We start from the raw sequence: 19,201 nt of genomic DNA, 5'->3' as shown, positions 1-19,201 counted from the left end.
TCTATGTCGTTTGTTTCACCGCCTCCATCACCCAGACGAACGCGTTTTGTTGCGCAAAGGAGGCGGAAAAGCCATGCTTGGAAAACAGTGATGCCAATACGTCAAGCGTCGTATAATATTCGCGTTCCAAATCGTCGGCCAAATCGTGGAAGCCGCGCGCTCGGGCTTCCTCAATCGCCTGGCGGAACGCCTCTTTGTCGCGAAACGCCGTATCGGCAAACACTATTTTACCACCCGGATGGAGCAATTGACTATATTTGGCCAGCGCTTCGTCTTTTTCCGCATCCGTCAAATGATGAAACGCATACGTGCTGGCGATCGTGTCGATCGGCTCCGGCGGTGTCGGAAATTGCAAAAAATCGCCGTCCAGAATGACCGCTCGCCCGCTGAGCTTTTCCGCCGCTTTTTTCCTCATCGGCGCCGATGGCTCGATCCCGTACACCTGCTTGCCGCGCTCAAGCAGCTTTTTCGTCAAGTTGCCTGTGCCGACGCCAAACTCGAGCACGACTTGGCCGGCTTTGTCGGCGACCGTGCTTAAAATGCGGTCATAACCGGCAAACACGTCTCGATATTGCTCATCGTATCCTTCGACCGATCGGTCATACGATTCCGCCCATTGCTCAAACAAGTCAAGAAACTCTCTGCCCATATGGTCACACCCCAAAAAAAGTTTATAATTCCTATAAATATAGTATGTTTTTTCGTATTGCCTGCTCTTACTGTAGCATATGTTTTTCCCTTGTTCAACGATCATGTTCGTTCGTATTGTTCCCCCTTGTACTCCAGTGGATGAGGGCGGGAAAATTTGCTACACTGACAATGGAAAGGAGGAAGAACGATGCCGAACATTTCTCTTGATTTGATCGAGGACAAAATCGAATTTTTTGAAGCGGACGACTTGCGGACGCTCGAGAAAAAAATCAACGAACAAATTGAACATAACAAGGCGCTCTTGCTTTCCGTCCATCATGTATCCCATCAAATGCACGTCATGGAAAACGGAAAGCGGTGGTACAGCGCAGTCGTTCATTTCAAAGCGAAAAAATAACAGGCGCCCTTCGTTTTTGGGCGCCTGTGTATTTTTCCGCCGCTAATGAACCGCCATTGTTTCACTGATGCCGCCAAAGTTTCGAATATCTCCGCTTCCCCTCATCATGCCGCTTATGGCTTTTGCTTCAACTTTTGCACTTTCGTCGGCTTCCAGCCTTCGTTCGTCACCCATTCAATGTACACTTTGTAATGGGCGGTTTGATCTTTCGTCGAAATCGTCGCGACTGCTTTGTTCGGCCCGTTGTTGCCGATGAACCAAACGATCATCTCCTCCGGGGCGATGCCGGTCGCATAGCTGACGGCATCGAGCATTTCCTTCCAGTCGACCGAATCTTTCTTAAACACCGTTTCATGCGGCTCCGTTTGCGTCGTACCGATCGGCTGCCATGCCGGGTTGACGATTTCTTTTTCAACGTTGGACCCCGGCGGGCCCGGCGTTTCTGTCATGCCCGCTTCGCTCGTTTCATCGGTGGAAGCAGCATCTTCTTCCTCGGCGGGCGTTTCGGCTTCCGCCGGCGCCGCCGCTTCGCCTGTTTCCACTTCCACCCGCTTCGCATTGGCCGCTTCTGTTTTGGCTTCGCGATCAACCGCCTTCTCGCTCGGTTGATCGCCAAACAGCAAGTTCCCGCCGACAATCAAAATGAGCAGCACGACAACGGCAATGGCTCCATTGAGCCAACGGTTGATTCTCCGCCGCTTGGCGCGGGCGGCAAAGCGTGTCCCCATTTGCGCCACCGTCTCCTCTCCCTTCTTTGGATGATGTTCGTGCTGGAAACATGGATTCCCCTTACATTTGGTTCGTCACTTCACTTCATTTTTGGCGTGGTCATAAGCATAAAGCGCCTCGACTGCGGCGGCGAACACATCATTCGTCGAGGCCCGCCCGCTCGGGCAGTCGAGCTCAACGACAGCGAGGGCGTATTTCGGGCGGTCGGCTGGAAAATAGCCAGCAAACCATTTATTAATGAATTCAGCACCGCCGTCCATTTTTCCTGTCTCCGCCGTCCCGGATTTGCCGGCGACCGGATACGGCAGCGAACGGAAGCGGCGGCCGGTGCCATCCTCTTTGGTGACAACGCTGCGCAAAAGCCGCTGCAGCTCTTCGGCCGTCTGCGGCGCGATCGGCGCCATGTCTGAAGCCGGTTGAGGCGGAAACGAAAAGAGGGTCGCACCGTTTTTATACAGCACTTTGTCAACGGCCCGCACCTGAAGCGCTTCGCCGCCGCGGGCGATGGTCGCCATCATGTTGGCGACGCCAAGCGGCGAGACGCGTACATTTTTTTGCCCGATCGCCGTTTGCGCCACCGCAAGCGGCACCCTCTTGTCGCGCGGATCATGCCAAATCGTTCCTTTCTGCTCCTCCGGGAACTGACGGAAATGCTCTTCATGGTACACCGCCCCTTCCCAGCCGGCCGTCGGATACAGCCCAAGCTTTCTCGCATACGTTTCAAACGCATCGGGATCGTGCTCGATCAACTGCTTGCCGAGCGTGGCGAAAGCATTGTTGCAACTGACGGCAAAGCTGTCCGCTAAATCAAGCATGCCGTAATCATGCTCCTCATCGCGGGTTTTGCCGTCAATTTTTCGGCTGCAGTCAAACGTTGTCTCAAGCGAGGCGAGCCCCTCATCAAGCGCCGCGGCCGCAATGACTGTTTTAAAAATCGAGCCAGGGATTTGCGGCAACACTATTTGGTTTTCCGCCCCGCGGTTTTTGTACGGATCACGCGGGTCCATGTTTGGGCGGCTGACCATGGCGAGCACACTGTTTGTGTCAATATCCAGCAAAACGAGACCGCCTTTTTTCAACCCGTATCGGTCAACGATCTGCTCCATCTCTTGCTGCAAGTCACGGTCAAGCGTCGTTTGCACGGTGACGGGATAAAACGGGTTGCCCGTATCGCTGTATTTGACATCGAGCCCAAACAGCGGCCGCCCTTCGGCGTCAAGGTGATAAAGCAGCTTCGTTTCGCCGTCGGCGAGCAAAAACTCATCAAACGCCTTCTCAAGTCCTTGAATGCCCACTTCGGTCTTTGGCGGCAGCGGCCGTTTTGGATAACGCTTCTTGATGAGCTCCTGATCTGGGCGGGTGAAGCCAAGCAAATGCGGAGCGTACACCACCTCAAGAGAGTATTGTTTATTGACAGCTAAGACGCCCGGAATGCGCAAATCGTTAATTTGCTTCATTTGCTGGGCGCTCAAGGCGAGCGGCTCTCCATCCTTCTCTAAGACGAACGGACCGTCCGCCTGCTCAAGCTGGCGGCGGATCTCTTCTTTAGAGACGCCGGTGATGCGGGCGACTTGTTCCATCGGCCATTTCATCGTCGTTAAAAACGGGAATAAGACAAGCGACGGCACGTATCGCTTCGTGAGCGGCGCGCCATTTCGGTCGACGAACGAGCCGCGCCCGTCGTCAATGATCAGTTCTTGTGTCCGCTGGGCGACGCTTTCGGCAATTAAATTATGATTGGCGAACGACTCGGCGTCAATCAGCTGGATCTGCGCCAATCGCCCGACAAGCAACAACAAGCCCAGTTGAATGAGGGCGAGCATGGCAAGCGTTCGTTTTTTCCACATAAAGAAAACACCTCATCATCAGTGTTGACGAGGTGTTTCCGTTTGAAACGTCAAGCGGCGGCAATTTTCTTCGCTTCGCTTCGCACACCGCCGCTTGTTCAGGTCGGCCGCCTCCTGCTTCTTATTTCACAGCCACGATTTTCACAAGCATTTCCCCGCCCGGCGTTTGCACCGTCACCTCATCGCCGACGCGGCGGCCGAGAAGCGATTTCGCAATCGGCGAGTCGTTGGAAATTTTCCCTTCAAACGGATCGGCTTCAGCGCTGCCGACGATCGTATACGTCTCTTCCTCGCCGTCTGGAAGTTCAATGAACGTGACCGACTTGCCGAGCGAGACGACGTCCGGGTTTTCTTTGTCTTCTTCAATGATGACGGCGTTGCGGATCATGTTTTCAAGCATTTGGATGCGCGATTCGACAAACGCCTGCTCATCTTTGGCAGCATCGTACTCCGAGTTTTCCGACAAATCCCCGAACCCGCGCGCAATCTTAATGCGCTCCACCACTTCTTTCCGCTTGACCGTTTTTAAGTACTCAAGCTCTTGTTCCAGTTTCTCTTTTCCCTCTTTCGTCATCGGATACTGCTTTTCGTTCGCCATTCATCTCACTCCTCTATATATTCTGCATTATGTAAAACGTACGAACAGCAAAAACGGCTGTTCGTACGCTTACTTGTTATATAATATATTGTTTTGTCTCTGTTATGTTATTACAAAACCGCTTTTTGTTCAAGAACTGTGCGAATTTTTGCCACCATTAAATCGATGGCGACGACGTTCTGTCCGCCTTCCGGAATGATCACATCCGCGTAGCGCTTCGTCGGTTCGACAAACTGGTTGTGCATCGGCCGGACGACGGACAAATATTGCTCGATGACCGAATCGAACGTGCGGCCGCGCTCTTTAATATCGCGGATGAGACGGCGGATGATGCGGATGTCCGGGTCGGTGTCGACATATACTTTAATGTCCATTAAATTGCGGAGTCGCTCATCCTCCAAGACAAGAATGCCCTCCACGATGATGACATCCTTTGGCTCCACGCGAATGACGTCGCTTGAGCGAGTGTGCAGCGTATAATCGTACACCGGCTTGTCAATCGGCTCATAGCGAAGCAGCTTATGAATATGCTCAATCAACAAATCGTTGTCAAACGCCAGCGGATGGTCATAGTTCGTCTTCAGCCGCTCTTCAAACGGAAGATGGCTTTGATCTTTATAGTAAAAGTCTTGCTCCAAAACAAGGATCGAGCGGTCGCCGAAATGGTCGTAAATCGCGCGGGCGACGCTCGTCTTCCCCGAGCCGGAGCCGCCGGCGACGCCGATGACAACGGGCTTCTTCCCCATCTTAATTCTCCTTTCTCATCATGTTGTACGGGAAGAGAGGGCGCTTGACCTTAAACTTCACGATTTGCAGCGGATGGCGCGCCGCATCAAGCTCGTTGCCGTCTTCGTCCCAAATTTTCTCAATCACTTGGGTGAAGTTTTCAATTTCCGGACCGAAAAATTCGACTTCATCGCCCGGGCGGAAATGGTTGCGCTGCTGGACGGTGGCGATGCCCGTCTCCGGGTCATAGCCAAGCACCAAACCGGCGAATTCATGCGTCGTTTTCCGGCTGTGCGTCCCGTACATATGGTTCGTATAATCCGGGAAGCCGTCAAAGAACGACGGCGCCGTCTCGCGGTTGGCGCATTTCTCCAGCTCCCGCACCCACTCTTCGCGGATCGTGAAATGGTCTGGGTCAGCGCAGTAGGCATCAATGACTTTCCGGTAGACACTGACAACCGTCGCCACGTAATGGATCGATTTCATCCGCCCTTCAATTTTCAAGCTATCCACACCCAATTCGATCATCACCGGAATGGCGCGGATTAAGTTCAAATCTTTCGCGCTCATCGCAAACGGGGCGTCCCCTTTTTCAAACAACGGAATTTCCCGGCCGTCCGAGAGCTGATACAAATCGTAATCCCAGCGGCACGACTGGCAGCATCCGCCGCGGTTTGAGTCGCGCGCCGTCATATGGTTGCTCAATACACAGCGGCCGGAGTAGGCGGAACACATCGCCCCATGGATGAACGCCTCGATTTCAATATCGACTTTCTCTTTGATCTGCCGGATTTCTTCTGCGCCCACTTCACGAGCGAGCACAACCCGCTCGAGCCCTTCCTCTTTCCAAAATTGGACCGCTTTCCAGTTGGTAAGCGATTGCTGCGTGCTTAAATGCACTTCAAGCTTCGGCGCCACCCGGCGCGCCGTTTCGATGATGAGCGGGTCGGCGACGATGATGCCGCAAACACCGGCATCTTCAAGCGCCCGCAAATAGTCATCAAGGCCAGGGATGTTTTCGTTATGGGCGTAAATATTGGCCGTTACGTATACTTTGGCTCCGTATCGATTGGCAAATTCGACCCCTTCGCGAATTTCCTCGATCGTAAAGTTGTCGGCGTTGGCGCGCAAGCTGTACTCTTGGCCTCCGATAAAGACGGCGTCTGCACCGTAATGGACGGCGATTTTCAGTTTTTCCAAGTTGCCGGCCGGGGCGAGCAGCTCTGGCTTTTTCACAATGACGCGCTTGCCGTCAATGATTTCGGAGATGCGATCATTTTTTAAAAGCATGCTGCTTCCCTCCTTTTCTCAATAAATGGTCTCTTTGAAGAAAAATCCGGTGTCGATGCGGCGATGCGGCGGCTGAAGCGCTTCAACGGCCGCAAGCAGCTCCTCTTTTTCCCGTTCGTACCGCTCGCGGTCATCCGCGCATAAATCGATGGCGCGGCGGTACAGCTTCGTCACTTCGGTAATGTAGCGCGGCTCGTGCAAAATCCCGTCAATTTTAAAGCTGTCGATGCCGGCCTCGACCATGTCGCCGAGCTCATCGATCATGCAAACATCGTTCGGGCTCATAATATGCGTGCCGTTTTCGTCTTCAAAAATCGGATATTTGTTGTCGCGCTCTTTGTCGTAAAGAAACATCCCTTTTTCGTACTTCTTCCGTTCAACTTCCATCACTTTCCCTTGATATTCAAAATAGCTGCCGATCAGCGAGCGCTTCGATTGGTACATGCACATCGCGCCGTGCACTTGCACCTCGATTTCCACTTCGGCATGGGCTTTGATTTCCAAAATGGCGTCCATGTTCAACTCGCGGGCCAAGACGGCGCGCTTCGCCCCTTTCCGGCCCCAATAGTTGCACGCATACCAGTTCGTCGCTGTCGTCTCCGTGCTCCAGTGGAGCTTCATGTGCGGCGCCGTTTCTCGGACAGTCAAGAGCACCGCGGGATCGCCGAAGACGATGGCATCGGCGCCGACATCAGCCAAAAACGCGACGTAGTCGCCAAGCTCGTCCACTTTATCGTTATGGAAAATGGCGTTCATCGCCACATACACGTTCATGCCGCGCCGGTGGGCGGCTTTGACGGCGGCAGCGACATCATGGCGGGAAAATTCGCCGGCAAGCCGCAAACCGTAGCGCTGCTCGCCAATGATGACCGCGTCCGCTCCGGCTTCAGCCAGCTCGTCGATATGGGCAACGCTCGTCGGCGTCACGAGCAATTCGGGTTTTTTCACTGTTCTTCACCTCGTTTTTTCGATATGGCGAGCCCATCGCCGACCGGAATGATGACCGTATCATAACCGCTTCGACTCATGAGCCACTCATTGTAGCGGCGAATTTTTCGGGCGATGTTCCAAAGCCGTCGATTGTCCGCCGGCGCTTCGGCGGCGACGAGCCCCTTAAACAAGACGTTGTCGCTGATGATGAGGCCGCCTGCAGCCACAAACGGCTCATAGAGCGTAAAAAAGCGCTCATATTGCCCTTTGGCGGCATCAATAAACAGCACATCAAACGGCGCGGCGGCCGCCACACCGGCCTCGACCGCGAGCGCATCGCCCAACACCGCCTCGATTTGCCGCTTGGTGTTCGTCTTTTCGATGTAAAAACGGGCGCGCTCATACCGCTCCCGGTCTTTTTCGATCGTCACAATGCGCGCATCCGGCAGCGCCTTTGCCATCCGGATCGCCGAATAGCCGATCGCCGTGCCGATTTCCAAAATGCGGCGCGGCCTGATCAGCTTCAAGATGAATAACAGCACTTCGACGCTCACCGGATCCATGATCGGTATGCGGTGTCGATAGGCGTACTGCTCCATCTCCTCAATGTCCTCATCCGGCGCCGGACGCAGCTTTTGCAAGTACGAAACAATGTCATTGGAAAGCAAGAGGAATTCCTCCCTGCCGTCAGCAAACTGAAAAGCGCTCGCCAAAGTTGAACTATATAGATGCAACGAAGAAGTTTAATATATCCTTGACGGAAAAGCGGTTTGCCCATTTTCGACTGTCGGAGGCAAGCCTGTGGCTTGCCTCCGTCACGCCTTGGCGTGACGGAAGACCGAACAACCGGCCTGCTTCACAGACCCATATATGGGTCTGGAAGCGGCGTTGTTCGGTCGCCCGACAGTCGATCAAATACTCGGGAAAAACTACAAATGGTAAAGCTTCAAATTGCATCTATATACAACCCGGCATTTGCGCTTTGTCGTCATGAAAAATAAGAGCCGCAAAGGACTCTTATCGTTGGTCTGTTCAACTATACTACCATAAAACAGCGGAAAAGCGAAGCCGTTTCACCCCACCGGCCATTACCTTCCGTTTTGACCTATTGTTTTCCAATATGCTTCGCCTTTTCCCGGTTATGCTCGGCCAACGTTTTCGTAAAAATGACCTCGCCGCCCGGTGTCGCCAAAAAGTATAAATAGTCGGTCGCCGCCGGTTCAAGCGCCGCTTCGATCGACATTACGCCGGCGTTGGCGATCGGCCCCGGCGGCAGCCCTTTATGAATGTACGTGTTGTACGGCGAATTGACCTGCAAATCTTTATACAACACACGCTCTTTATGTTCGCCAAGGGCGTACAAAACGGTCGGGTCGGTTTGAAGCGGCATGCCGCGGTGCAGCCGATTGTAAAACACGCTGGCGATTTTTTGGCGGTCAGCTTTTTCCGTCGCCTCTTCCTCAATGAGCGACGACATCGTCAACAGCTGATGCGGCGACATGTTCTTTTCTTTCATCGCTGCCTTATATGTGTCAAGCACAGCTGCCGTTTTCGCCACCATCGCCTCAATGATCTCTGAGAGCGGCGGCTTTTCGTCAGCAAACACATACGTCGCCGGGAACAAGTAGCCTTCCAGCGGATAGCGGATGCCTTTCCGAAAAATATCATCAGTCAACAAATCCGGGTGCATTTTCATCAGCCGTTCGATATACGCGCGATCGTTAAGCAATTTCATAATTTGTTCTTGTTTGTACCCTGTTTTCGCAGCAATGAGGTCAGCGATTTGCACCAATTGCGACCCTTCCGGAACGGTCAGCTTCAATCCGATTTTTAGCGATTTCCCCGTTTTTAACAGCTCAATGATGCGCGCCATTGGCATCGCCCGCGTCAACTCATACTCCCCAGCCTGGAAGCCGGATTCATTTTTCCAGCGGACATATAAGCGAAACACGGCCGCGCTTTTAATGAGCCGCTTTTGTTCGAGCTGCTCGGCAATCGCCGCCGCCGATGAACCGATCGGAATCGAGACATGGACCGGGGTGCGGTCATTCGGGTCGACGGGCTTAAGCGCTGAACGGATGTATAAGAAACTGCTGGCGCCGGCAATGACAAACGCCGCCAGCAGAACAGCACAGACAATCAAGACGATTTTCCGCACAAGCCGCGCCTCTGGCGCCCTAAAATCGTTCTGTTTCATCTTTGTCCTCCTTTCACCCGGCCATATTATACTACAAAGTTCCGCATTTTTCGCCCTTGACGGTCAAAAAATGCAAAGCCAGGGGAGGAAACGCGCCGGTCAATCGAAGCCCTTCGCAACATTTGTCGGACAAACAAGAAGATGTCTGAACCATTGCATGGAACACAACTTATCGTTTCTCAGCGCATAATACGGCAATAAGAAAAGGGGCCCCGATCCTTTTGGCCCCCTCTGCTGTCCGTTATTCGTCGTCTTCCTCTTCCTGTTCAGCGCAAAACGTATTCCATACTTCTTCGATCATGTCCCACTCTTCTTCCGTCTCGATTGGGAGCAGTTCGCCTTCTTTGTTCTCATCCCCAGGGATGAAGGCGGAAACGTGCACTTCCGTCTCGCCGTTCTCATCTTCCGCCTCGACGCCGACCGGATAGTAAAACACATACGATTTGCCGAAATCATCTGATTCAAACGTAAACAAAATTTCGCACAGCTGCTCGTTGCCATGTTCGTCGACAACGGTAATATGACGGTCTCCGTGTTCCATGTTTTCTCCTCCAATTTATCGTTTACTGTCCAAATATGACTGCAAAATGACGGCCGCCGCCATTTTGTCGATCACTTTCCGCCGCTTTTTCCGGCTGACGTCGGCAGCGATCAACATCCGTTCGGCGGCCATCGTCGACAGCCGTTCATCCCAAAGCACAACGGGCAAAGAAAACTCCTCTCGCAATTTGGCGGCGAACCGCTCGCTTGCCTCAGCGCGCGGCCCGAGCGTGCCGTTCATGTTTTTCGGCCACCCGACGACAATCGTATCGACGCCGTACTCATCGATGATGGCGCGCAGCCGCTTTAAGCCGTAGTCGCCGCGCTCCGTATCAATGGCGATCGTCTCCAATCCTTGCGCTGTAAGGCCGAGTTCGTCGCTAACGGCAACGCCGAGCGTTTTCGTTCCCAAATCTAATCCTAGCGTCCGCATCAGGTTAATCCTTTCGTTGCCCCTGTAAATAGAATTTCACCAATTCCTCGATTAATTCGTCGCGTTCAATTTTGCGGATGAGCGCACGCGCATCTTTATGGCGCGGAATGTAAGCTGGGTCGCCGGACAACAAGTAGCCGACAATTTGATTGATCGGATTGTAGCCTTTTTCCTGCAAGGCGCCATACACCGTCAACAACACTTCGCGAACGTTCGTCTCGGCCGGCTCCTCGGAAAAATGAAACTGCATCGTTTGGTCAAACGAGCTCACCGTTTCCACCTCGCTCCTTATTCAGGCACCCCGTCCTTTTACATCCATTGTACACGATCCGCGCCAATTAGGAAACGGATTTCACCCATGTTTCGACATAACCGAGCGCTTCGCCGACCTTGCTTGGGTCCTTGCCGCCAGCTTGCGCCAAATCCGGGCGCCCGCCGCCGCCCCCACCGCAACGCGACGCTACTTCTTTCACCAGCTTGCCGGCATGGAATCCTTTTTTCACCAAATCGTCCGTTACTGCGGCAATCAGTTGCACTTTTCCGCCCTGGACGGACGCCAACACGATGACCGCCGTGCCGAGCTTTTGTTTCAAATCATCAGCCATGGCCCGCAGTTGATTCATGTCATTGGCCTGCACTTTTGCCGCCAACACCGGCACGCCGTTTACATCTTTCACTTGACGGGTGAGGTGCTCAGCTTCCATATGGGCGAGGCGGGCAGCAAGCGATTCATTTTCGCGCTCGAGCTCTTTCAGCTCGGCAAACAGTCCGTCAAGACGCGCATTTAATTCTTTCGGGCTTGTTTTCAGTTTTTGCGCCGCCTCTTGCAAAATAGCAAGCTGTTCGCTCATAAAGCGGTATGCCGCTTCCCCGGTCACCGCTTCAATCCGGCGCGTGCCGGCGCCGATGCCGGACTCGGAGACGATTTTAAACAACCCGATGGCTGATGTGTTGGGCACATGGCAGCCGCCGCACAGCTCGAGGCTGTAGTCGCCGACTTTGACGACGCGGACGATGTCGCCGTATTTTTCGCCAAACAGCGCCATCGCGCCCATCGCTTTCGCTTCCTCGAGCGGTTTATAAAAAATGTCAACTGGGAGGCTTTTCCAAATTTGTTCGTTGACGATGGCTTCGATGCGCTCGAGCTCCTCTGGCTTCACTTGCCCAAAATGGGTGAAGTCAAAACGAAGCCGGTCCGGGGCGACAAGCGACCCCGCTTGGTTGACATGGCGGCCGAGCACGTCTTTTAGCGCTTGATGGAGCAAATGGGTCGCCGTATGGTTTTTTACGATGCGCATCCGCTTTGCTTCATCGACGCGCGCCGTATAGCGGGATCCTTTTTTCACCGTTCCGCGTTCGACGATGATCGCATGAAGATGTTGGCCGTTCGGCGCTTTTTGCACATCTTTGACGACCGCTGTTCCTGTTTCGCTTTCAAACACGCCTTGGTCAGCGATTTGTCCGCCGCTTTCGGCGTAAAATGGCGTCACATCGACGATGATTTGCGCCTCTTCGCCGGCTTTCACTTCCTCGACAAGCCGCCCGTCTTTGACGATGGCGATGACCGTCGATGCGGCAACAAGCTCATCGTAGCCGACAAACCGGCTTTCATCTTTAATGTCACCGAGCACTCCGCCTTGGACTTGCATCGAATCGACATCTTGCCGGGCCGCGCGCGCCCGTTCGCGTTGCCGCTCCATCTCGCGCTCAAATCCGGCATGGTCGACCGTCATGCCCGCTTCAGCGGCGTACTCTTCCGTCAGCTCGATCGGAAAGCCGTACGTATCATACAGGCGGAACGCTTCCTCGCCCGGAATGACGTCGCTTCCTTGCTCTTTCGCCTTTTCGATCACCTCCGCCAATATGGCGAGCCCTTCATGGAGCGTTTCATGGAACCGTTCTTCTTCCGTCCGGATGACGCGGGCGATGAAATCGGCTTTTTCTTTCACCTCCGGATAGTAGTCGTGCATAATCTCGCCGACGACCGGGACGAGTTCGTACATAAACGGACGGTCAATGCCGATATGTTTCGCATAGCGCACCGCGCGGCGGAGCAGGCGGCGCAGCACATAACCGCGGCCCTCATTTGACGGCAGCGCCCCGTCGCCGATCGCGAACGTCACGGCTCGAATATGGTCGGCGATCACCTTAAAGGCGACGTCTTTGTCCGGATCTTCGCCATACCGCTCGCCGGCGATCTGCTCGGTCGCGCGGATGATCGGCAGGAACAAGTCGGTTTCAAAGTTCGTCGGCACGTCTTGCAAAATCGAGCACATCCGCTCCAAGCCCATGCCGGTGTCGATGTTTTTCTTCGGCAGCGGCGTGTACGTGCCGTCCGGGTTATGGTTAAACTGCGAAAAGACAAGGTTCCATACTTCTAAATAGCGGTCATTTTCCCCGCCTGGGTACAGCTCCGGATCGTTCGGGTCGTTGCCGAACGCTTCGCCGCGGTCGTAAAAGATTTCCGTGTTCGGACCGCTCGGGCCTTCGCCGATGTCCCAGAAGTTGCCTTCAAGGCGAATGATCCGCTCTTCCGGCAAGCCGATTTCGTTGCGCCAAATGTTGTACGCTTCCTCGTCTTCCGGATGGACGGTGACGGACAACCGTTCCGGATCAAAACCGATCCATTTGTCGCTCGTCAAAAACTCCCATGCCCAATGGATCGCTTCCCGCTTGAAGTAATCGCCGATCGAAAAGTTGCCGAGCATTTCAAAAAACGTATGGTGGCGCGCCGTTTTCCCGACGTTTTCGATGTCGTTGGTGCGGATCGATTTTTGCGCGTTGCAAATGCGCGGGTTTTCCGGAACGATGCGCCCGTCAAAGTATTTTTTCAACGTCGCGACGCCGCTGTTGATCCACAACAGCGACGGGTCGTCGACCGGAATGAGCGATGCGCTCGGCTCAACCGCATGGCCTTTTTCTTGGAAAAACTCTAAAAACATGCGCCGCACTTGGGCGGATGTCAGCTTTTTCATGATGATCCTCCCCTTTCGCCTTTTATATAAAAAAACTCCCATCCCCTGCAGGGACGAGAGTTATGCTCGCGGTACCACCCTGTTTATGGGCAAAAAACGCCCATCACCTCTTTGGCCGTAACGCAGCCTTGCGTCAGGTTTTGCCTGCGCTCCGGATTAGCCTTCTGTTGCCCTTCATCTGGAATTTCTTTCAGCCGCGGAAATTCCTCTCTGTGCGCGAGCTCGCGCGTTAAGATGGACTGCAACATACTCGATCCGTCATCGCGTTATGTATTCGCTTTTTTCATTGAAAGATTATAGACAAGCAGAGAGCATTTGTCAATGCGAAGCATAATGCTCTTTCCAATGGGCGATGGCCACTTTCAGCACCGCCGCCGTCGGAACGGCGAGAATGAGGCCGAGCACGCCGGCGAGCTCGCCGCCGGCAAAGAGGGCGAGCATAATGACAAGCGGATGCATATGCACGCTTTTGCCGACGATCAACGGCGACAAGATGTTCCCTTCTAAAAACTGCAAGGTAAAAATGATGACAAGCACGATCACGACCATTTTCAGCGAGACGGTGGCAGCCAAAATGACCGCTGGAACGGCGCCGATCAGCGGGCCAAAATACGGGATGATGTTCGTCACGCCAATGACAAAGCCGAGCAACAGCGGATAATCCATGCCGGCAAGCCACAAGCCGAGCGCCGCTGCCAGACCGATCGCCGCACAGACGAACAGCTGGCCGCGAATGTAGCCGCCGAGCGATTCATCGACATCCTTCAAAAACGTCATCCCCGGCCCACGCCACCGCTTCGGTGTCATGTACCAAATCGCTTTTTTCAACACATCGATGTCTTTTAACATATAGAAGACGATAAACGGAATGATCAACAGCGTCGCCGCCGAACCGATGAACGATTTGGCGGCGTTGATCGCCATCGCGACGGCGGCCGCCGCTGCCTGCTCGATCTCGGCAAACATCGCTTCGATGCGCGTGTGCACCTCAAGCGGCCAATTCGACGTCTCGTCGTGGATGTGGCGCACCCATTGGCGGTATGTATTCATCAAAGACGGCAGCTGTTCATCCAGTTCACGCAACTGGGCGATGAATAGCGGCACGCCGCGGTACAAGCCGTAGCCGACCAAACCGAAAAACAACAAATAAATCAACAAAATGGCAAGGGCGCGCGGCATTCCTTTGCGATGGATGGATTCCACAAGCGGGTAGAGCAAATACGTAATAAACGACGCCAGCAAAAACGGCGTCAACACCGTTGCGATAAAATCAATGACCGGCCGCCAAACGTCTTTCATCCGAACGATCAAATAGATGATTGCCGTCATGAGCAGCCATTTTCCGATGCGAAAGAACGACAGCCATTGTTGCTCGCCCATCGCCACACCTCCTACCGTTTAGTGTAGGAGATGCGGCGGGAAATATGCCTTCACCGCTTTTAGCACTATTTGACAGCCACAAGGCGACGCCCCCGCGCAAAGGCGAGGGCGAGCGCCGTCAGCGGATCGCTTGCATCAAGCGGCGGCGCATCCTCCGCATCGTGCGACCGTTCATCCAATCGTTTCGTTGGGCGAGCTGATAAGCGGCGACGCCTAATCCGACTGCTAACAGCGACGTCATCATCCGGTTCATGCGTGTCCCCCCCTAAAATTGGATCGTGCGTTCGTGGTCGTCAAACAAGTCGTCAAGAGAACTCAACGTTCCGTCTTCTTCCACTTGATGGGCGTGGATCATCCCTTTCGAGACGGACAGCTCAATAAAGCAATCCCAGCAGTAGTACTGGTTGACGCCGATTTTCCCTAAATTTTTTCGTTTGCAATTCGGGCAAATGAGCATGGACAGCCACTCTCCTTACATCGTTGTTTCCACGGTGACCACGCCTTCTCTGGCGGTGAACGGAGCGAGCTCCATTCGTTTCTTTCCTTCGGTCAAATCGGAAAAAAATCCCTCGCTGATCTCGTATCCGTCAATTTTGCCCAATTGCCCGTCAAAATATACGTCATCCAACAGTCCGATCGTTGTTCCGTCCGCGGCGACAACCATGCTGCCGGCGAGGCCGCGTTCGCCGTAAAGAGAGTGGCCGCTGTCAGGAGAAGGAAACGGCTGGAAGCTATCGGCATCACAGATGATGACTCGGTCGTTTTCGAACGACTGCACGGCTGAAAGCGGCAAATAGCGGCGGCGGCCGAACAAACCGCCCTGTTCCGCGACAAGCCCTTTGACCGCGCCGTGGCTGGTAAACCAAATGTCAGCGATCGTTCCGACCATTTTTCCCGTCGTTTGTTCATAAATGGGAAGGCCCTTGATGTCGGAAAACGTCCGCATCGTTCTCCCACCTTTCCAGCCACCTTTAGCTTGGCTCATCGCCCATAAAGTCATACGGCGTAACGTTTTCCATCCCCATGTTCGCCTCTTCAAACGGCAGTTCGACCTCGACAAACGGCGCCGCCGCCCCCGCCAGCTTCTCAGCGAGCGCCGTCTGGCGCGCTCCGTCGCTTTGTTTTGCGACGCCGAATCGAAACGCTTCCTCTTCCCCGCATAAAACGAGAAACTGCTTGCTTCTTGTCACCGCAGTATACAACAAATTCCGTTTCAACATCCGGTAATAGCTTTTGACGACGGGCAAAATGACGATTGGAAACTCGCTTCCTTGCGCCTTATGAACCGAACAGCAGTACGCATGGGTGATTTGTCCTAAATCTTGCCGTGTGTACGTCACTTCAATGCCATCAAACGAGACGACGAGCAAGTCTTGCTTTTCGATATTTTCTTTGGCGTAAAAAATGGCAACGATTTCGCCGATGTCGCCGTTAAACACATTGTCTTCCGGTTGATTGACGAGCTGCAGCACCTTATCGCCGACGCGGTAGACGACCTCACCGACCGACAGCTCCCGCTTCCCCTCAGCCGGCGGGTTGAACAGCTCTTGAAGCGCTTTGTTCAATTGGTCAATGCCCGCTGGACCACGGTACATCGGGGCGAGCACTTGAATATCTTTGACGGAAAACCCTTTTTTGCGCGCGTTGTCCGCGATTTGCCGCACGACATCGACGACCTGGCCCGCACGGCAGCGGATGAATGAACGGTCTGCCTTCGGAGCGGTCAAATCGTCCGGCACGACGCCGCGCTTCATCTCATGAGCAAGCTCGATGATCGATGATCCTTCCGCCTGGCGATACACCTCGGTCAACCGAGCGAATGGAATGACGCCTGAAGAGAGCAAGTCTTTCAGCACTTGCCCTGGCCCGACGGATGGCAATTGATCCTCATCGCCGACAAAAATGACTTGCATGCCGTTTGGCACGGCTTTTAACAGCTGGTTGGCGAGCCACGTGTCGACCATCGACATCTCATCGATGACAAGCAGCTTGCCGGAAATCGGTTCGTTCTCGTCGCGGCTGAACCCTTCCGCCCCATTCCAGCCGAGCAAGCGGTGGATCGTCGCCGCCGGCAGCCCGGTCGCCTCGCTCATCCGCTTCGCCGCTCGGCCGGTCGGTGCGGCCAGCAGCACCGGAAACGGCTCGCCTTGTTTGTAGTCAGCCGGGTCAAGAGACAGGCCGTTTAGGGCGGCAAACAGCTCGACGATGCCTTTGATGACCGTCGTTTTCCCCGTTCCCGGACCGCCGGTCAAAATAAACAGCGGCGAAGAAAGCGCTTGTTGGATCGCTTCCCTTTGCTGGGGGGCATATTGCATGCCAAGCCGTTCCTCAAGCGCCCCAAGCGCCAGCAAAAACTCCGACTCGGCAAACGCCGACGGCGGCGTCTGCCCGAGCAGCCGCTTAATGTTGGAGACGATCCCTTTCTCGGCGAAGTAAAGGGAAGGGAGATAATAACGCCCTTGCTCGGCGATCAGCTTCCCTTCTTCGCTTAACATCAGAAGCGTTTGGCTGATCGCTCGTCCATCCACCGCACCGCTCAGCCTTCCGTCAAGCAGCTCCCCGATGCGCTCCATCAGCTCTTCCTCGCGCAAATAAACGTGCCCTTCCTGCAAGCACGCCTGTTCAAGAACAAACAACGAGGCGGCGCGCAGCCGGGCCGGATGGCTGCCGGAAATGCCGAGCTGGCGCCCGATTTCATCAGCGCGGCCAAAGCCGATCCCTTCGATATCCTCAACGAGCTGGTACGGGTTCTCGTGGATGATATCAACCGCTTCTTCGCCATACGCTTGGTAAATTTTCATGGCCAGCTGCGGGCCAAAACCGAGCTGGGCGAGGGCGATCATCGTTTGCTCAAGCCCTTCGTGGGCGCGAAGCGCATCGTACAGCTGCTTCGCCTTTTTTTTCGTCAGCTTCGGCACACGCTCTAGCGCCCTGGGGTCGCGCAAAATCGCGGCGATCGCGTTTTCGCCGAGCGTCTCGACAATCGCCGCAGCCGTTTTTTTGCCGATTCCTTTAAACAAACCGCTCGATAAATAATGAATGACTCCTTCTTTCGTGTTCGGAAGCTGTTTGCGGAACTGACTAGCCGCATATTGGCGGCCAAAACGCGGATGTTGGCGGAATTGTCCGTAAAAGATGTAGACGTCCCCTTCGTTTAAACGCGGAAAATAGCCGGTGACGACGACTTCCTCCTCAACGGGCGCTTCGTTCGTTTCCTCAACGCGCACGCGGACGACCGTGTACAATGTTTCCTCATTATGAAAAATGACCGCCAAGCACACTCCTTTAATGAACGTGCGTCCGTCAAGGGCGAGGATTTGTTGCTCTTGCAACAGCCATCCCCCTGCCTTTTTACGGCGCAAGCCGCTTTTCCATCAGTTTCTTTCCGTATCCGGCAAGCACGTGATCGGGCTTGGCTTCCAAGGCAGCAGCAAACATATTGCGGGCGGCATCGAGCTCATCTTTGTACGCATAAATGACGCCTAAATTGTAGTACGCATCAGCGTGGCGCGGATCGAGTTCCAACGTTTTTTCGAAATAACGCTTCGCCTCATCGACATAATCGAGCGTGGCGAGGCAAAGGCCAAGCTGAAACAGCGCTTCGGCATCCGTCTCGTTCAGCTCAGCCGCGCGCTGCAAATACGGCAGCGCCAGCCGCGGCATCTCGAGCCGCCATAAGGACATGCCGAGCATAAAATGCGTATCGGCATCGTCAAGACCAAGCCCTAGCGCGCGCTCAAACATATCTTTCGCTTTCGCGAACTGCTCACGCTTATAATGCACTGTACCCATGCCGTAATACGCGGCCGCCGCCTTCTTGTCAATTTTCAACGCCTGTCGGAAACAGTCAAGCGCCTTCTCTTCTTCACCGGCAGCAACGAGAACCGTGCCAATGTTAATGTACCCGGCTGGATCGTCCGGATGCTGTTCGACCGCAGCGGAAAAACAGCGGATGGCTTCCTCATACTTCCCCTCGCGCATATACGCCAAGCCTTGTTCGTTGAAATTGGCCACCGCCCATCCCCTCCCTGATTCAACGTGATTTTCAAGCAACGGCCTCCAGCCTAATAGCCTGATTGAAGATCGTGCGCACCGGCACATCCGTCAACCAACATACCAAAGCTTTTCGCCGTTGCGGAACACCTCATCGATCGTACCGCCGCCGAGGCATTCCTCGCCGTTGTAAAAAACAACCGCCTGCCCCGGCGTCACCGCCCGCGCCGGCGCATCAAACACGACTTCCGCCCCGCCGTCCGCAAGCGGGTGGACCGTCACGCCGACATCAGGCTGACGATAGCGAAATTTCGCCGTGCAACGGAACGGCGCTTCCGGCTTGCGGTCAGACACCCAGTTGACATCGACCGCCTTTAGCGAGGTGGAATACAAATATTCGTTTTCAAACCCTTGGGCGACATACAGCACATTTTCGCGCACATCTTTGCCGACGACAAACCACGGTTCGCCGCTGCCGCCGATGCCATTTTCGGCCCATTTTTCGATGCCGGCGC

The 19,201-nt window shown here is 54.5% G+C and carries 21 protein-coding genes and 1 other annotated feature; of the genes, 1 reads left to right on the top strand and 20 read right to left on the bottom strand.

The features are described from left to right. Window position 1: 1 nt before the first annotated feature. Entirely contained in the window at window positions 2-649 is a 648-nt protein-coding gene (locus tag T260_RS122265; protein ID WP_011232021.1) for a class I SAM-dependent methyltransferase, read from the bottom strand. Window positions 650-838: 189 nt separating this feature from the next. Here T260_RS122265 and T260_RS122270 point away from each other — a divergent pair, with 189 nt between their 5' ends. Next, window positions 839-1,048 carry a YrzA family protein gene (locus tag T260_RS122270; RefSeq protein WP_011232022.1) on the top strand — a complete coding sequence of 70 codons (210 nt, stop codon included), beginning with the start codon at window positions 839-841 and terminating at the stop codon, window positions 1,046-1,048. Between the two features lie 113 nt (window positions 1,049-1,161). On the opposite strand, the gene T260_RS122275 is transcribed toward T260_RS122270, so the two are convergent. From T260_RS122275 to T260_RS0121240, 19 genes are all read right to left on the bottom strand, one after another. Next, window positions 1,162-1,785: a YrrS family protein gene (locus T260_RS122275; protein WP_014196395.1), complete on the bottom strand. Its 624-nt coding sequence runs from the start codon at window positions 1,783-1,785 to the stop codon at window positions 1,162-1,164. Between the two features lie 66 nt (window positions 1,786-1,851). After that, entirely contained in the window at window positions 1,852-3,624 is a 1,773-nt protein-coding gene (locus tag T260_RS122280) for a peptidoglycan D,D-transpeptidase FtsI family protein (protein ID WP_023634610.1), read from the bottom strand. A 121-nt stretch (window positions 3,625-3,745) separates the two neighbouring features. Next, a complete protein-coding gene (greA, locus tag T260_RS122285; protein ID WP_011232025.1) occupies window positions 3,746-4,222 on the bottom strand; it encodes a transcription elongation factor GreA in 477 nt (158 codons plus the stop codon). A 110-nt stretch (window positions 4,223-4,332) separates the two neighbouring features. Continuing rightward, window positions 4,333-4,968, bottom strand: a complete 636-nt coding sequence (gene udk, locus T260_RS122290; protein WP_011232026.1) for a uridine kinase — start codon at window positions 4,966-4,968, stop codon at window positions 4,333-4,335. A gap of 1 nt (window position 4,969) precedes the next feature. Beyond that, entirely contained in the window at window positions 4,970-6,238 is a 1,269-nt protein-coding gene (locus T260_RS122295; RefSeq protein ID WP_011232027.1) for a peptidase U32 family protein, read from the bottom strand. An 18-nt stretch (window positions 6,239-6,256) separates the two neighbouring features. Then, window positions 6,257-7,186, bottom strand: coding sequence for a peptidase U32 family protein (locus T260_RS122300; protein ID WP_011232028.1), 930 nt, complete (start codon window positions 7,184-7,186; stop codon window positions 6,257-6,259). Further along, entirely contained in the window at window positions 7,183-7,836 is a 654-nt protein-coding gene (locus T260_RS122305; RefSeq protein ID WP_014196397.1) for an O-methyltransferase, read from the bottom strand. The genes T260_RS122300 and T260_RS122305 overlap by 4 nt, the downstream gene beginning before the upstream one ends. A gap of 437 nt (window positions 7,837-8,273) precedes the next feature. Next, a complete protein-coding gene (gene mltG, locus T260_RS122310; RefSeq protein WP_011232030.1) occupies window positions 8,274-9,365 on the bottom strand; it encodes an endolytic transglycosylase MltG in 1,092 nt (363 codons plus the stop codon). 241 nt (window positions 9,366-9,606) lie between these two features. After that, window positions 9,607-9,906, bottom strand: a complete 300-nt coding sequence (locus tag T260_RS122315; RefSeq protein ID WP_011232031.1) for a DUF1292 domain-containing protein — start codon at window positions 9,904-9,906, stop codon at window positions 9,607-9,609. Window positions 9,907-9,921: 15 nt separating this feature from the next. Further along, window positions 9,922-10,338 (bottom strand): Holliday junction resolvase RuvX, encoded by a 417-nt coding sequence (gene ruvX / locus T260_RS122320; protein WP_011232032.1) that lies wholly within the window; start codon window positions 10,336-10,338, stop codon window positions 9,922-9,924. Window positions 10,339-10,342: 4 nt separating this feature from the next. Further along, a complete protein-coding gene (locus T260_RS122325; RefSeq protein ID WP_011232033.1) occupies window positions 10,343-10,609 on the bottom strand; it encodes an IreB family regulatory phosphoprotein in 267 nt (88 codons plus the stop codon). A 67-nt stretch (window positions 10,610-10,676) separates the two neighbouring features. Further along, window positions 10,677-13,313, bottom strand: a complete 2,637-nt coding sequence (gene alaS / locus T260_RS122330) for an alanine--tRNA ligase (protein ID WP_023634609.1) — start codon at window positions 13,311-13,313, stop codon at window positions 10,677-10,679. A gap of 46 nt (window positions 13,314-13,359) precedes the next feature. Next, window positions 13,360-13,584 (bottom strand) — a binding site (T-box leader). A gap of 47 nt (window positions 13,585-13,631) precedes the next feature. After that, window positions 13,632-14,693, bottom strand: a complete 1,062-nt coding sequence (locus tag T260_RS122335) for an AI-2E family transporter (protein WP_021321998.1) — start codon at window positions 14,691-14,693, stop codon at window positions 13,632-13,634. A 118-nt stretch (window positions 14,694-14,811) separates the two neighbouring features. Beyond that, complete coding sequence (locus T260_RS1000000139245) at window positions 14,812-14,946, bottom strand: YrzQ family protein (protein ID WP_013144658.1); 135 nt, start codon at window positions 14,944-14,946, stop codon at window positions 14,812-14,814. Between the two features lie 12 nt (window positions 14,947-14,958). Next, a complete protein-coding gene (locus T260_RS122340) occupies window positions 14,959-15,150 on the bottom strand; it encodes a YrzR-like zinc ribbon domain (RefSeq protein ID WP_008881018.1) in 192 nt (63 codons plus the stop codon). A gap of 15 nt (window positions 15,151-15,165) precedes the next feature. Next, window positions 15,166-15,639, bottom strand: a complete 474-nt coding sequence (locus T260_RS122345) for a PRC-barrel domain-containing protein (RefSeq protein WP_011232037.1) — start codon at window positions 15,637-15,639, stop codon at window positions 15,166-15,168. Between the two features lie 25 nt (window positions 15,640-15,664). Continuing rightward, the gene (gene recD2, locus T260_RS122350) at window positions 15,665-18,025 is read right to left on the bottom strand and encodes an SF1B family DNA helicase RecD2 (RefSeq protein ID WP_011232038.1); all 2,361 of its coding nucleotides are present in this window, start codon (window positions 18,023-18,025) and stop codon (window positions 15,665-15,667) included. Window positions 18,026-18,044: 19 nt separating this feature from the next. After that, complete coding sequence (locus T260_RS122355; RefSeq protein WP_011232039.1) at window positions 18,045-18,707, bottom strand: tetratricopeptide repeat protein; 663 nt, start codon at window positions 18,705-18,707, stop codon at window positions 18,045-18,047. A 90-nt stretch (window positions 18,708-18,797) separates the two neighbouring features. Continuing rightward, window positions 18,798-19,201 (bottom strand): aminomethyltransferase beta-barrel domain-containing protein (locus T260_RS0121240; protein WP_031213330.1); only part of this gene is annotated, 404 nt, incomplete at its 5' end.

The organism is Geobacillus thermopakistaniensis (assembly GCF_000498995.1).
Classification (GTDB): domain Bacteria; phylum Bacillota; class Bacilli; order Bacillales; family Anoxybacillaceae; genus Geobacillus; species Geobacillus thermoleovorans.
Note: the sequence above shows the minus strand (reverse complement) of the source record. Positions and strands in the feature narration are given on the sequence as shown.